The organism is Cellulosimicrobium sp. 22598 (assembly GCF_052044445.1).
Classification (GTDB): domain Bacteria; phylum Actinomycetota; class Actinomycetes; order Actinomycetales; family Cellulomonadaceae; genus Cellulosimicrobium; species Cellulosimicrobium cellulans_G.
Map to the genome: position 1 here is coordinate 1 of NZ_JBQEMZ010000015.1, position 15,521 is coordinate 15,521.

A 15,521-nucleotide genomic window follows, 5' to 3' on the forward strand; every position below is an offset into this window, starting at 1 on the left:
ACACTGTTGAGTTCTCAAACAACCGACACACACCAACTCAGCACCACCCGACCGGGCAGAACCTCGCTTGGGGCAACCCTTCAACCTTACCAGGTCCTCCCCGACTCCTCAACCCCGGCTGTTCGCCGTGGTCCAGTCGTCCTGGGACTTCCTCGCTGCGGGCAGGAGAACATCCTACGCCATGCGGTGGAAGGGTTTCGACCCCGGGACCAGCCACCCTCGATCGTTCGAGGCGGTGTCTGTTCCTCCCTGTCGGGCCGACATCCAGAACATTACGCGGCCCGTCGCGCCAGGGTCAAGCCGGGTCCGGGTGACCCGGCACACACGCCGCGCACCCGTTCGTCGGTCCTGGTCCAGGTCAGCGCCTCGGCCCTCGCCCGCGCGCCGCCGGCACCTCCGTTCGCGCGCCGCCCACCCGGCGCTGCGCACCAGGTCGTGCGCACCCGTCGTGCGCGCGTGGGCGTGCGTCCTCGTCAGTACCCCCGTGTCCCCCGGAGCACGACCCGGTCGCCCGGACGGAGCTGCGCCGCGCGGTCGACGTCCTCCTCGCGCAGCACCCCGATGACGGGGTACCCGCCGGTGACGGGACGGTCCGCCAGGAACACGACCGGCCGGCCGTCGGGCGGGATCTGCACCGCCCCGCGGACGAGGCCTTCGGACGGGAGCTCGCCCGCCCGCCGCGGGACCGCCTGCCCGCCGAGGCGGATCGCGACGCGGTCGCTGTCCGCGCTTACGGTCCGCAGCGCCCGCAGCGCCTGCCACGCCCCGGGGAGGAACCAGTCGCCTCGCGGGCCGGGGAGCACCTCGAGCACGGCGCCCACCCGCTCCCCCGGGCGCAGGACGCCCGGGGCGTGCCGCACCGGCGCTACGTCGACCGGCAGCCACGAGCCCGGGGGCGGTGCTCCGACTCGCAGCACGTCCCCCGGGGCGAGCGGGTCCGGTCCGAGCCCGGACAGGACGTCGCGGGACCGCGAGCCGAGCACCGCGTCCGCGACGATCCCGCCCCGGACCGCGACGTAGGTCCGTAGCCCTCGCGCGGCCTGGCCGAGCCGCAGCACCGCCCCGTCGTTCACCCGCACGGGCGCGTTCATGCCCACGGGAACCCCGGCGACCGTGGCCGGGACCGCCGCCCCGGAGAGCGCGACGACCGCGCGGCCCCGGAACCGGAGCGCGAGCCCGCCGAGCGTGACCTCGAGGGCCGCGGCGCCCTGAGGGTTGCCGACGAGGCGGTTGGCGAGCCCGTGGGAGGTCCGGTCCGCCGCCCCCGACGGTCCGACGCCGACCGCGGCGAGGCCGGGCCGGCCGTCGTCCTCGACCAGGACGAGGGGACCCGTCGCGAGCACCTCGACGCCCGCCCCCGCTCGGCTCGCTCCGTGCGGCGCGACCACCCGGTCCTCCCCCGCGGCCGCGGTCGCCGGCTCACCCCGCGTCTCGACCGGTGGCGCCGTGGGGACGGCGGGCGGCGGCTCGCCGTTCGGCCCTGGGCGTCGGGGCGTGGCGCCTCCCCGCACGGGCACGAACCGGACGCGCGCTCCGGGTGCGACGAGCGCGGGCGGGTCACGGTCGACGTCGAACATCCGTGCGGCGGTGCGGCCGAGCAGGCGCCACCCGCCCGGGGACTCGCCGGGATAGACGGCCGTGAGGTCGCCGGCGAGCGCGACGGAACCCGCGGGGACGCGCGTGCGCGGCGTCGCGAGGCGCGGCGCCGCGATGACGGGATCGACGCCCACGAGGTACGTGAAGCCTGGCGCGAAGCCGCCGAACGCGGCCTCGTACTCGCGCCCGGAGTGCCGGGCGACGACCTCCTCGGCGCTCACCCCCGCCCAGCGGGCGACGTCGTCCAGGTCGGGGCCGTCGTAGCGCACCGGGATCTCCACCACGGGACCGGCGGCCGGAGGCTCGTCGTCCGACGACGCGCGGAGCAGCGCCTCCAAGACCCAGGCGCGGGCACGGGCGACGTCACCGCGCGCCGCGCACCGGACCAGGACGGTCCGCGCGGCCGGGACCACGTCCACGACCCCGGGCGGCACGTCGGCCGCGAGCGCCCGGTGCAGCGACCGCACGGCCGCCAGGTCGGGCAGGTCGACGAGCAGCGCGGCCTCACCGAACCCGTGGACGGTGCCCGTCACGGCGCGGTGCCCTCGCCCGCACCCGGCCGGGCGTCGGCGAAGGGCCGCAGCTCGACGCCCGCACCCTGGAGGGCGGCGCGGACGGCGCCCAGGAGCCCGACGGCGCCCGGCGTGTCGGAGTGGACGCACACCGAGTCGGCCTCCACGCGCAGGGGCGAGCCGTCCGCGGCGAGCACCGTGCCCGACGTGGCGAGCTCGACGACGCGCCGGGCGACCTGCTCGGCGTCGTGCACGACGGCGCCCGGCAGGCCGCGCGGGACCAGCTCGCCCGTGGGGAGGTAGGCCCGGTCGGCGAACGCCTCGCGCACCGTGGGGAGCCCGGCCGCGTCGGCGAGGCGCAGCACCGCGGAGCCGGGGAGGCCGACCACGGGGAGGGCGGGGTCGTAGGCGCGGACGGCGTCGACGACCGCGCGCGCCTGCGCCTCGTGGTGGACGATCGCGTTGTAGAGCGCCCCGTGCGGCTTGACGTAGCGCACCCGGTCCCCCGCGAGCCGCGCGAAGCCGTCGAGCGCGGCGAGCTGGTAGAGGACGTCGTCGGCGAGCTCGGCCGGGCCGACCTCCATGAAGCGCCGCCCGAAGCCCGCGAGGTCGCGGTAGCTCACGTGCGCGCCGACGCGCACGCCGCGCGCGACGGCGTCCCGCGTCACGCTCCGCATCGTCGCCGGGTCGCCCGCGTGGAACCCGCAGGCGACGTTCGCGCTGGTCACGAGGCCGAGCAGGGCCTGGTCGTCGGCGAGGGTCCAGCGGCCGAAGCCCTCGCCGAGGTCGGCGTTGAGGTCGATGCGCGTCACGCGTCCATCATGCCCGGAGGCGCCGCCGCGCGGGCGGGTGCGGGACCCGCCCGCCCGGCTCGCGGGCGTAGATTCGCAGGCATGCCCGACGACCTGACCACCGCCCCGGCCGCCGTCCGCGTGCGCCGCGCGACGACCGCCGACGCACCCGCGCTCGCCGGGCTCGCCGCCCTGACCTTCCCGCTCGCGTGCCCGCCCGGTACGTCGCCCGAGGCGATCGCCGAGCACGTCGCGACCCAGCTCTCGCCCGAGCGGTTCCGCGGGTGGGCCGCGAGCGCCGCGCACGCGCTCCTCCTCGTCGAGCCGGTGCCCGACGACGTCACGGACGACGTCCCCGACGCGCACGACGACCCGGGCCTCCTCGGGTACGCGCTCCTCGTCCGCGGCGAGCCGGACGACCCGGACGTCGCGGCGGCCGTCGGGCCCGGCGAGGCGGTCGAGCTGTCGAAGATCTACGTGCACCCCGGCGCCCAGGGCACGGGCGTGGCGAGCGTGCTCATGACCGCGGCGACCGACGCGGCCGCTCGGCTCGGTCCCGGCCTGCGCGTCTGGCTCGGCACGAACGGTCTCAACGCCCGGGCGCAGGCGTTCTACCGCAAGCACCGCTTCGACGTCGTCGGCGGGCGCACCTATGTGGTCGGCGGCGAGACGCACACCGACGTGGTCATGGCGCTCCCCCGCGCCTGACGCGGCGCGACGTCCCGCGCGACCGAGGGCCGGTCGGGGACGTCCCCGACCGGCCCTCGGCCTGCTGCGCGAGCTGCCGCGTCAGCCGCAGCTCGTGGCGTCGTACGCGACGTCGGCCGCGAACGTGCGGCCGTCGCCCGTCGCCGCGACGCCCACGACGCCCGCCTCGACGGACGTCGCCCGGGCGGCGAACGACTGGTACGCCGAGGCGCCCGGCCGGACGGCGGTGAACGCCTTGGTGCCGAACGGCGTCGTCAGCGTGACGTCGATCGGGACGCCGTCGGCGTTCGTCGCGCGCACCGCGACGTACGCCTTGCCGGCGAGGCACCGGACCTGGACCTCGGTCGTGACGTCGAGCGGCTGCTCGACCACCTCGCCCACGAGGACGAAGTCCTCGAACGCGACGACCGTGGGCTGGGTCTGGTTCTTGCCGAGCGCGAACGGCCCGACCCCGATCCCGTCGAGCTGGTCGTTCGTCACGGCCGCGAGCTCGGTCCACTGCTCGCCGTCGAGCGACCACGAGCCGACGAACGTGTCGCCGGACCGGGCAAGACGCACGTGGTACGTCCCGTCCGCCTCGCGCGGCAGCGAGCCGACGCCGGGCTGCGGCTGCAGCACGACGTCGCCCTTCTCGCTGCGGACCTCGAAGCCGACCGTCCCGGCGGTGCCGCCGTTGTGGATCACGCCGACCTTCACGTAGTTGGCCTGGTCCTTGTAGACCATGAGGCCGCCCTGGTGGTAGTTCTGCGTGAGGTCGGCGCGCACCGTCGTCTCGACGGTCCACTCGTCGCCCGTCACGACCTTCGAGCGGACGATGTTGGGCACGGTGGAGTTCGTCGCGCCGTACACGTCGTCGTCGGTCGTGGTGAGCTGCAGCGCGCCGTCCGCGACGGCGAGCCGCGACGGGTCGGCGTCGACGACGTACCAGCGGCACGGGTCGAGGCCGAGGCCGGACCCGCTGCCGTCGAACGTGTCGCTCGCGGTGACGTCCTCGCACACGGGGACGCCGCTGCCGTCGACCTCGCGCACGTGGTCGAACGCGACGTCGATCTGGTTCGCGCCCGCGCTCTTGCCGAGCGCGAACACGCCGACGCCCGCGTCGCCGAGCCCCGCGTGCGTGACCGCGCGCGTGGTCGGGACCCAGGTCTGCCCGTTGTCGAGCGAGAACGACCCGGTGAACGAGTCGCCGTCGCGCGACAGGCGCAGCAGGTACTCGCCGTAGACGGGCTTCGCGACGTCGAGGACGTCGCCGTTCGTGGACTGCACGACGTCGCCGATCTCGCTGCGGAGCTCGACGCGCAGGCCACCGGGGTGCTGGACCACGGCGAGCTTGACGTAGTCGGACTCCGACGCGCGGACGATGAGGCCGCCCTGCTGGTACTGGTTCGCGAACGCGGCCGTCATCTTCGTCTCGACCGTCCAGGAGTCGCCCGGCTGGTCGGTCGTGATGATGTTCGGCACGCGCTGGTTCCCGGTGCCGGCGAAGTCGGCGTCGGTCGTGCGCACGACCCACTTCCCGTCGCGCACCTGGGCGAGGTCCGGGCGGAGGTCCACGACGTCCCAGCGGCAGCCGTCGAGCGCCTCGCCCTCGAACTCGTCCGCGGGCCCGCGCTGCGGGTCCGGCTCGGTGCACTCGAGCGTGCCGTACACGGAGACCGCGACGGTCCCGGTCGCGCGTGCGCCCGACGGGTCGCTCACGGTGACCGTGGCCGTGTAGCTCCCGGCCTCGGCGTAGGTGTGCTGCGCCGTCGCGCCCGTCGCCGTGCCGCCGTCGCCGAACTCCCACGCGTACGTGAGCGCGTCGCCGTCGGCGTCGGTGGCCTGCGCGGCGAACGCGACGTCGAGCGGCGCGTCGCCCGTGGCGGGCGTCGCCGTCACGGAGCCGACCACCGGGGCCACGTTGTTCGCCGCGCCCCGGCCCGTGAAGGTGACGGAGTCGACGTCGAACATGTCGCCCGTCGCCCCCGTCGTCGAGCGCGCGACGAAGTAGAGCGTGCGCGTGCCGCCCGGGTCGGTGACCGGGACCGCCTGCGTGCGCGCCGGCGTCTCCCAGCTCCCGGTCGGCGACAGCGTGAGCGTCGCGAGGAGCGGGCCGTCCACGGCACCGTCCCGCACGTCGAGCACGCCGCCGGAGCCGCCCGAGCTGTACCGCGCGGAGATCGCGTCGATGCCCGCGAGGTTCATCCGGTCGAACGCGAACCAGTCGCCGGCCGCGATGTAGCCGAGCTGCTTGCCGCCCTCGGAGACGTCCTTCGCGACGACCTGGACGCCCTGGCTGTCGGTGAAGTACTCGGCCTGCTTGGTGCGCGTGTGCAGGACGGCCTCGTCGTCGGACGCGAGCGCGGGCACGCCGTCGGCGCCCCCGCCGTCGGTGTACGTCGCGTTGACGACGCCGAAGATGTTCGCGTCGAGGCCGTGCCCCTCGTCCTTGGCGGTCGTGAGGACGCCCTCGCAGCCCGTGGCGCTGGACAGCGGGTGGCCGTGGTTGTCGTGGCCGAGGATGTACTCGACGACGACCCGGCTGCAGTCGACCTGCGCGCCGTCCTCGGCGTCGGTGACCGTGACCCGGAACGGGACCTGGTCGCCGAAGTCGAAGAACTGGCCGTCGGCCGGGAGCTCGAGCGTCACCTCGGGCGCGGTGTTGCCCACGGTGATGGTCGTGGTCGCCACGCCCTGCTTGCCGTCGGCGTCGGTGACGGTGAGCCGCACCTCGTGCTGGCCGTTCTCCGTGAGCGTCCGCGAGACCTGGGCGTCGGTGGCGTCGGTCTCGCCGTCACCGTCGAGGTCCCAGGCGTACGTGAACTCCTTGCCGTCCGGGTGCGAGGACCCGGTGCCGTCGAACGACACGACGAGCGGCGCCTGGCCGTTCGTCGGCGTCGCGTCGATCTGCGCGACCGGCGAGCGGCCGCCGCGCACGTAGTCGATCCGGTAGACGGCCGAGAGGGCGTCGCCCCCGAAGTAGCCGCCGCCGTAGTCGAGCACGTAGAGCGAGCCGTCCGGGCCGAACTCGAGGTTCATCGGCCGGCGCAGGTCCATGAACTCCAGCGCCGGCACGAAGCCCGCGGGGCTGCCGTCGTCGTTCCGGATCGCCTCCTTGATCCACGCGCGGTCCCACTCGTAGAGCAGCGGCTTGCCGTCGTAGTACGCGGGGAACTTGGTCTCGGACTCGAGCGCGGGGTCGTAGTCGTAGACGACGGCGCCCATCGGGGACTCGCCGCCCGTCCCGAACGCGGGCACGGACCCGCCGTCGTACGGCTGCCACGCCGGCACGGCGGGCGGGAGGTCGACGAGGCCCGTGTTGTGCGGGCTCGTGTTCTTGGGTGCCGCGCAGTCGAACTTCGGCCCGGAGACCTTCGTCTCGAAGTCGTAGTCGTTGTACGCGAGGTTGTCGCCGATGCAGTACGGCCAGCCGTAGTTGCCCGCCTCGGAGATGACGTTGAACTCGACCGTCCCGCCAGGGCCGCGGTTCGCGTTCGCGCCGCCCGCGTCGGGGCCGTAGTCGCCGAGGTGGACCTCGCCGGTCGCCTTGTCGACCGCGAAGCGGAACGGGTTGCGGAAGCCCATCGCGTAGATCTCCGGCCGGGTCTTGCCGGCCTCGTACTCGCCCTCGGGGAAGAGGTTGCCCTCGGGGACCGTGTACGACCCGTCCTCGGCGACGGTGATGCGCAGGAGCTTGCCCCGCAGGTCGTTCGTGTTGCCCGAGCTGCGGCGGGCGTCGAACGCCGGGTTGCGGGTCGCCCGCTCGTCGATCGGCGCGTAGCCGTCCGACGCGAACGGGTTCGTGTCGTCACCGGTCGACAGGTAGAGGTTGCCCTCGGCGTCGAAGTCGATCTCGCCGCCCGCGTGGCAGCACAGCCCGCGGTCGGCCGGGACCTCGAGGATCTTCTGCTCGCTCGCGAGGTCCAGCAGGTTCTGCTCCGTGAGCCGGAACCGCGAGAGCTGGTTGTACCCCTCGAACGCCTCGAACGCGGCCGGGTCGGCCGACGTCTCGGGCGCGTCGCCCGGCGGCGTGTCGAGCTTGGGCGCGTAGTAGAGGTAGACCCAGCGGTTCTCGGCGAAGCCCGGGTCGATCGCGACGCCCTGGAGGCCGTCCTCGTCGTGCGTGTACACGGGGACGGTGCCCGCGAGCGCCGTCGTCGCGTCCGCCGTCGTGTACCAGACGCGCCCGTCGCGCGAGGTGTGCAGGACGTCGCCGTCCGGCAGGACGGCCATGGCGATCGGCTCGCCCGTCTTGGCCGCGCCCTTGGCGAGCGTCACCTGCTCGAACGAGGCGTCGACCGTCGCGCCGCAGTCGGCGTCGACGGCCCCCGCGGCGGTCTGGATGCCGCCGAGCAGGTGCTGGACGAACGCCGGGTCGGTGTACGACTCGTCGGTGTGGCCGCCGCCCGTGTACCAGGACCGGCCGCCGCCGTACTCCTGGCACCACGCGATCGGGTGGTCGGCGCCCATGGCGCCCGACCCCGGCGAGTACGAGGACTCGTCGAGGCTCGCGAGCACGTGGACCTGGCCGCGCGGGTTCTCGCGGTAGTTGTACCACTCGTCGTACCGGTCCCAGGCCGCCGGGAGGTGGGCGGTCGAGGGGTGCTCGTCGTCGGCGACGACGACCGTCGCGTCCTGGTTCTGGGGGTGGCTGTTGAAGTACGCCCCGACGAGCTCGCCGTACCAGGGCCAGTCGTACTCGGTGTCGGACGCCGCGTGGACGCCGGCGTACCCGCCGCCGGCGGCGATGTACCGCTCGAACGCGCCCTGCTGCTCGTCGTTCAGGACGTCGCCCGTGGTGGACAGCCAGACGACGGCGTCGTACTGGGCGAGGTTCGCGTCCGTGAAGGCTCCCGCGTCCTCGGTCGGGGTCACGGCGAAGTGGTGCTCGGTGCCGAGCTGCTGGATCGCCGCGATGCCCGCGGGGATCGAGCCGTGCCGGAACGCTGCGGTCTTGCTGAAGACCATGACGGAGAACTCGTCGTGCGCGGCGGCGGGGGCCGCCGTCGCGAGGGTGAGCGCCGGCGCGACGAGGGCCGCGGCGGTGACCGCCGCGACCCCCTGGCGCCGACCCCTCGAAGGTCGTGCTGTCACTTCTCCTCCTTGAGAACTGATCGGTGCGGCTCGGCGACGTCGCCGTGCCGCTGGTCGTGCTCCCCTTCCTCGTGGTGCGTCGTGCTCCGCGCGTCGTCGTGCGGAGCGCTGGGGTCAGGTCCCGGTCGGGCTCGGCCTGCACCCCGGAGGGCGCCCGACCGGGAGGTCGGTGGGGCGGCCCGTCCGTGGGGCCGCCGTGGGTCAGTGGTCGTGGTCCTCGTGCGCGTCCTCGTCCGCGGAACCGCCCTCGTGCCCGAGGTCCATGCCGCCGTCGAGCGAGTCGTCCGGGTGCACGGGCAGGAACACGTGGACGTGCCCCTGTCCCCCGGCGGTCGAGCGGAGGTCGAGCTGGATCGCGGCGAGGCCCCACGCGTCGACGGCGCGGGTGCGCAGCTCGCCGGCGAGGGTGTAGAGGTCCGCGGCGGTGGTCGGGTCGCTCGCGTCCGCGGCGGCCGCGAGGCCGACCGCGTCGAGCGTGTCGCCGACGAGCCGGAGCGAGGTGAGCATCCCGTTGCGGACGATGTTGTGCTCGGAGGAGCCGCTCTGGAGCGACTCGGTCTCGGCCACGAGGCCGTCGACGGTCGCTCGCCAGTCCGCGATCTCGGCGGGGTCCGCGGGGACGGCGGTCGAGCCGTCGACGGGGAGCACTGCGTGCAGCCCGTGCAGGACGGGGACGAGCTCGGTCTGCACGTGCTCGGCGTGCTCGATCGACGCGACGAGGTTCTCGGCGTCGCGCTCCTCCTCGGCGGCCTCGAGCTCGGCGACGCGCGCGGGGTCGACGGCGAAGCCCTCGTCGGTCGCGGCCGGCGCCTGACGAGTCAGCACCACGACGAGTGCGATCACCACCGCGACGACGGCGAGCGCGGCGAGCACCAGGAGCACCCGGCGCCAGGGGTCGAGACCCGCGAACCACCGGCGCGCGCGGACGCGCGCCGGCGGCCGGGGCTCGGGGCGGCCGGCACCGCCCCGGTCGGCGGGACGGGAGCGGGCGGGCGTCGTCGTCGGGCCACCCGTGCGGCCGGAGCCCGTGCGGGCGTCCCTCGCCGCCGGCGTCCGGGTCGCGGACGTCCGTCCTGCGGTGCGCTGTGCCACCTGTCGCTCCTGTCCCTGGGTCGTCCCGCTCGGTGTGCGCCGACCCGGCCGCGGGGCCGGGCCGGCGCGGTGGCCGGTGACGGGAGCGGGTCGCCCGTCACCGGCCCGCCGTCAGCCGCAGCTCACGGCGTCGTACGGCACCTCGATCTCGGTCGTGACGTCGCCGAGCGTCGCCGTGACCGTGGCCGTGCCCGCGTCGAACGACGTCGCACGCGACGCGAACGACTGGTAGGCGTTGCCGCCCACCTCGACCGCGCCGAACTCCTTGGAGCCGAACGGCGTGGTCAGGGTGATCGCGACGGGCGCCTCGTCGACGTTCGTCGCCCGGATCGCGAGGTACGCCTTGCCCGCGAGGCAGCGGGCCGAGGCGGTGACCTCGACGTCGACCGTGGGCTCGGGCTCGGAGTCCGTCGTGAGACGGAACCAGTCGAAGGCCACCGTGACCGGCGTCTCCTGCTCCGGGCCGATCGCCATGAGACCGACCTTCGTCAGCGCCGCGTCGTTGGTGACCGGGGCGCCCAGCGGCGTCCACGTCACCCCGCCGTCGCTGACCCAGCCCTGGTAGGTGCTGCCCACCTTCTCGAGCCGCAGGTACCAGTAGCCCGACTCGGTCGAGTCGGCGAGCTCGAGCTGGCGGTTGCCGCCGTTGCCGAACTGGCCGCCCTTCTCCGAGACGAGCTCGGCGCCGAGGTTGAGCGCCGCACCCGGTGCGTTCTTCGCGAGCACGTCGGCCTTGACGTAGTTGTCGTCGTCGCCGTACGCGATGAGGCCCGCGAGCTGCCACCGGTGCACGAGCGGCGCCTTGAACCGCGTCTCGACGACCCAGTCACCCTCCGGAGCGGTCTGGAGGACGAAGTTGCGCGGGTCGCCGTTGTTCCCGGCGTTGATGTCGCCCGGCTGGGTCGTGATGCGCAGCTCGCCGTCGGCGACGGCGACCTTCGACCCGTCGTAGCGCACGATCGCGTCCCAGCGGCAGCCGTCGAGGGCGTCGCCCTCGAACTCGTCGCTCGGCTCGCGCACGCCGTCGTCCGGCTCGGCGCCGGTGACGTGGACGTAGTCGACCTTCGCGACCGTGTCGGCGGTCGCCGTGTCGCCGCCCGCCATGACGCCGAACGTGGCGCCGGGCTTGACGGGCGCGGAGCCCGCGAGCGCCGTCCACGCCTGGCCGTCCGCCGAGTACGCCGCCGTGATCGCGGACCCGTCCGAGACGAGGCGCAGGTGGATCGACGACGGGAAGTCCGTCGCCACGTCCGTCTGGCCGTGCCACGTCCGGGCACCACCGGTCTCGGTCTGGAACTCGAGGAAGCGGGCGCCGCTCTGGTTCTTGGTGAACGCGAGCTTGGTGTACTCGTCGTCGTTCACGTGGACCAGGAGGCCGGCGTGCTGCCAGTGCCGGGCGAGCGGGACGTCGAGCTTGGTCTCGAGCGTCCACGCCCCGGCGGGCGCGGGCTGACCGAGATAGCTGATCGGCCCGGTCTGCGCCTCGTTGATGTCGCCCTGCACGACCGGCAGGACGGCGTGGCCGTCGGCGACGGTGATCGGCTTGCCGTCGGCCTGGCGGACGACCGTCCACCGCGGGTCGAGCGCGTCGCCGTCGAACTCGTCGGACGAGTCCGCGAGGCACTGCGGCGGGTTCCCGCCGCCGGGCTCCTCGGTCTGCGGGTCGTCGTCGAACACGAAGTCCTGGAACTCGACCGCGCTCGTCGCCGTCGTGCTGTGCGCCGTGACGAAGAGACCCACGTCCTGGACGGACGCCGCACCCGGCAGGGCCTGCGGCTCGCCGATCTGCGTGAAGTTCTCGCCGTCCTTGCTCCAGGAGGCCGTGTACAGGTCGCCGTCGCGCACGATCCGCACCCACGCGGGGTAGCTCGTCGTGCTCGCGCCGGTCGACGCCGTGAGCTGCCCGCTGGAGTTGCCGCGCAGCCACTCGAAGCCCCCGCTCGGGCGCATGCCCAGGGCCGCGTAGCCCTGCGAGTTCGCCGTCTGCGTGACGTCGTTGCGGACGATGATCCCGGCCTTGGCGGACCCGTTCGAGTTGCCCTGGCTGTTGATCTTCACCGTCGCCGACCAGTTCTCGTCGGCGCCCTGCTCGCGGTAGATGGTCGAGTACTCGTTGGTGCCCTGCCACATGTTCGCGCCGCCCGACGTGATGAGGTACTTGCCCTCGGCGAGCTGCTCGAACGTCCCGTTCGCGTTGGTGAAGGTCTTCATCCCCGCGAAGAGGTCGCCGACCTGGGCGAGCACCACGCGCGAGCGCGTGTACAGACCCTTGTCGTTCGTGGCGACGGCGGTCAGCTCGTAGTAGTTGTCCGCCGTCGGGTTCCACGTGGCCTCGTACGGAGCCGTGTCGTCGACGCCGATCGACTCGCCGTCGACGAAGAACTCGACCTGGGTCACCGTGTTCTCGGTGTCGTCCGCCTCCGCGGTGACCGCCATCTCGCCCTGCTCGAGGCGGACGCCCGCCTCGGGGGACGTGATGCGGACCTTGGGACGGGTGGTGTCCGAGACGCCCTTGCCGTCGGCCTCGATGAAGTTGAGACGACGCTCGCCCTCACCGGGGAAGACCACGTAGAGCGTGAACGGCTCCATGGGGTCGGTGACCTCGACGGTCACGTCCGTGAACGTGCCGAGCCCGGTCTGCGGGATCTCGGCCGTGCCGAGGAGCTCGCCGTCGGCCGCGTCGCGACGCAGCTCGATCGTGCCCTCGGCCGCCGCCGCGACGCGCAGGTTCAGCGCCTGCACGCCGTAGAGGCTCACGGGGTCGTACGACGCCCAGGAACCGTTCGACCCGGTGATGACGGAGCCGCCGGCCTCGACGTCCCGGCTCGGGATCGTCGTGGTGCCGTCGGAGGCCGTGTGGAACTCCGCCTCGCGCTTCTTCGGGAAGATCAGCGTCGTGTCCGACCCGGTCAGCGCGGGCACGTCGCCCTCGCCGCCGCGGTCGGTGTAGCGCGCGTCGATCACGTAGAAGACGTTCATGTCCTCGCCGTGGCCGCCGCCGAGGCTCGTCGCCACGGTGCCCGTGCGGCCGTGCAGCGGCTCGGCGGGGTGCGCGTGCGCGTCGTGCCCGAGCGCGGGCTGGATGATGACCTGCTCGTCGTCGATCTCGTCGCCCTCGGGCGAGTCCTCCGCGTCGGTCACCGACACGTCCCACGTGATGTCGTCGCCGAAGGTGAAGAAGGACCCGGTGGGCGGGAGGCCGAAGTCGACCTCGGGCCGCGTGTTGCCCACCGTGATCGGCACGGTCGCCGTGCCCACCTTGCCGGCGGGGTCGGTCACCGTGAGGCGGGCGTCGTAGACGCCGTTCTCGGTGTAGGTGTGGCTGGGCGCGGCGGACGTCGAGTCCGTCGTGCCGTCACCGTCGAAGTCCCACGCGTAGGTGAGCTCCTCGCCCTCGGGGTCGGTGCTCCCCGTGCCGTCGAACGTCACCTCGAGCGGCGCGATGCCGGAGTCCGGCGTCGCGACCGGCTTCGACACCGGCGAGCGCGAGCCCGACAGGTAGTCGATGCGATGCAGACCCGAGTTCGGGTTGTCGCGGCCGAAGCCGCCACCCCAGTCGAGCACGTACATCGCGCCGTCGGGGCCGAACTTGGAGTCGATCGGCGCGAGGAACTGCTCCTGCGGGAGGAACGGGTTGACCTTCTCGACGTCGGTCGCGCCGGGCGCGGCCTCGGGGTCCTTGAGGTCGATCGTGTACATCTTGTTGCGGGCCCACTCGTAGAAGAAGGCCTTGCCGTCGTACGACGCCGGGAACTTCGTGTCGGAGTCGAGCTCCGGGTCGAACTGGTAGAACGGGCCGCCCATGGGCGCGAGACCGCCGCCGGCGTTGATCACGCCGGGGACGGACGAGCGCTGGTAGCCGTACCAGAGGTCCGCCGGCTGCGCGGGGGGCAGCTCGGTGAGGCCCGTGTTCTTCACGGAGTCGTTGACGGGGTTGTCGCAGTCGAAGAAGTCGCCCACGGTGACGGGGTTCGTCCGGTAGTCGACGTCGCGGAACGGCTCGTTGTTGCCCATGCACAGGGGCCAGCCGTAGAAGCCGGGCTCCTTGATGAGGTTCCACTCGGCGATGCCGGCCGGGCCGCGGTTGGCGAGGTTGTCCGACCCGTTGTCGGGCGAGTAGTCGGCGACGCCGAGGTTGCCCGTCTTCGCGTCGATCGTGAACCGGAACGGGTTGCGGAAGCCCATCGCGTAGATCTCGGGCAGCGTCTTCTCGGTGCCCGGGGCGAACAGGTTCCCCTCGGGGATCGAGTAGGTGCCGTCGGCCTCGGGGTGGATGCGCAGGACCTTGCCGCGCAGGTCGTTCGTGTTCGCGGACGTCGCGCGCGCGTCGTGGAACGTGCCGTCACGCTCCGAGATCGGCGCGTAGCCGCCCGACGGCTCGGAGTGCGGGTTCACGTCGTCGCCGACGCCGATGTACAGGTCACCGGTCTCGTGGTCGACGAGGAGGCCGCCGCCCGTGTGACCCGGCTCGTCGGGCAGGCGCCCGGCCGGGATCTCGATGAGCACCTTCTCGGACGCCGGGTCGATCACCGTGGAGCCGGGCCCCTCGGAGGAGACCGTGAACCGCGAGACGCGGCTGAAGAAGTTCGCCGGGTCGGAGTCGTTCGAGCTCGCCGGCGCGTAGTACTGGTACAGGTACCCGTTCTCCGCGAAGTCCTTGTCGAGCGCGATGCCGAGCAGGCCGTCCTCGCCGCCGGAGTACACCGGGATGGTGATGGCGGTCGTGGTGTTCTGCGTCCGGGGGTCGTACACGCGGATCTGCCCGCGCACGAGCTCGGTGTAGAACACGCGGCCGTCGGGCGCGACGTCCATGCCGAAGGGCGCGCTCGTGTTGGTGTCGAGCGCGATCTTCTCGAACGAGCCCCAGTCGGTGCCGCCGCAGTCGCCCTCGACGAGGCCCGCGGCCCACTGGACGCCGCCGACGATGTGCTGCACGAGGTCGGGCTCGTCGGTGTAGTGCGCCCCGAAGTGGCCCATGCCGGTCATCCAGGCGCGACCGCCGTCGTAGGGCTTGCACCACGAGATCGGGTGGTCGTAGCCCATCTTGTTGCTGCCCGCGTCGTACGTGGACTCGTCCATCGTGGCGAGCACGTGCGCGCTGCCGCGGACGTTGGCCGAGTAGTTGTACCACTCGTCCGCGCGCGTCCAGCGCTGGGACAGGTGCTCGGTGGACGGGTGCGTGCGGTCCTCCACGCGGACCGTGCCCGGCAGGCCGGGGCTGGTGCCGGTGGCGGCGTGACCGGGCATGAGCGCCCCGATCATGTCGTCCCACCAGCCGTAGCTGCCGCGCATGTCCGTGGCGTTGTGGATCGCGACGATGCCGCCGCCCGCCTGCTGGTAGCGCTCGAGCGCCGCCTTCTCGTCGGCGTTCCACGGGTCGCCCGACGTCTGGAACATGACCAGGGCGTCGTACTGCGCGAGGGTCTCGTCGTTGAAGACGGTCGAGTCCTCCGTGTGGTCGGACGCGATGCCGACCTCGGCGAACGCCGCCTCGAGCACCGGGGTGCCCTGCGTGATCGCCTCGCTGTGCCGGAACTGGGTCGTCTTGGTGAAGATGAGCACCTTGTGCTCTTCGTCCGCGGGGACGGGGTCGTCGGCGGCGCTGGCCATCGTGACGGGCGCGAGCGTGAACGCGAGCGCTCCGATGGTCAGTGCCGCGACGGACCTCGCCCTGCGTGGGCGTCGTGCGGTCATCGTGCTGCCTCCAGGGGCATGACGTGCGGACCCGGACGTCGTCGTCCGGGAAGGG

General features: G+C 73.4%; 6 protein-coding genes. 1 reads left to right on the forward strand and 5 read right to left on the reverse strand.

The window, feature by feature from the left end; all coding sequences use genetic code 11:
* Positions 1-473: 473 nt before the first annotated feature.
* Positions 474-2,129, reverse strand: a complete 1,656-nt coding sequence (locus tag ACTJIY_RS15680) for a 5-oxoprolinase/urea amidolyase family protein (protein ID WP_440674609.1) — start codon at positions 2,127-2,129, stop codon at positions 474-476.
* Positions 2,126-2,920, reverse strand: coding sequence for a LamB/YcsF family protein (locus ACTJIY_RS15685; protein WP_353708815.1), 795 nt, complete (start codon positions 2,918-2,920; stop codon positions 2,126-2,128). Before ACTJIY_RS15685 ends, ACTJIY_RS15680 begins: the two co-directional genes overlap by 4 nt.
* 81 nt (positions 2,921-3,001) lie before the next feature.
* Here ACTJIY_RS15685 and ACTJIY_RS15690 point away from each other — a divergent pair, with 81 nt between their 5' ends.
* Positions 3,002-3,607 carry a GNAT family N-acetyltransferase gene (locus ACTJIY_RS15690; RefSeq protein WP_440674610.1) on the forward strand — a complete coding sequence of 202 codons (606 nt, stop codon included), beginning with the start codon at positions 3,002-3,004 and terminating at the stop codon, positions 3,605-3,607.
* An 81-nt stretch (positions 3,608-3,688) separates the two neighbouring features.
* Here ACTJIY_RS15690 and ACTJIY_RS15695 read toward each other — a convergent pair whose 3' ends face one another.
* From ACTJIY_RS15695 to ACTJIY_RS15705, 3 genes are all read right to left on the reverse strand, one after another.
* A complete protein-coding gene (locus tag ACTJIY_RS15695; RefSeq protein WP_440674611.1) occupies positions 3,689-8,680 on the reverse strand; it encodes a ThuA domain-containing protein in 4,992 nt (1,663 codons plus the stop codon).
* Between the two features lie 201 nt (positions 8,681-8,881).
* A complete protein-coding gene (locus ACTJIY_RS15700; protein WP_440674612.1) occupies positions 8,882-9,772 on the reverse strand; it encodes a hypothetical protein in 891 nt (296 codons plus the stop codon).
* Between the two features lie 111 nt (positions 9,773-9,883).
* Complete coding sequence (locus tag ACTJIY_RS15705; RefSeq protein WP_440674613.1) at positions 9,884-15,466, reverse strand: ThuA domain-containing protein; 5,583 nt, start codon at positions 15,464-15,466, stop codon at positions 9,884-9,886.
* Positions 15,467-15,521: the final 55 nt, after the last annotated feature.

Coding starts and splice junctions, on each gene's coding strand:
- ACTJIY_RS15705 (WP_440674613.1), bottom strand. CDS start 15,466: ATGACCGCACGACGCCCACGCAGGGCGAGGTCCGTCGCGGCACTGACC.
- ACTJIY_RS15690 (WP_440674610.1), top strand. CDS start 3,002: ATGCCCGACGACCTGACCACCGCCCCGGCCGCCGTCCGCGTGCGCCGC.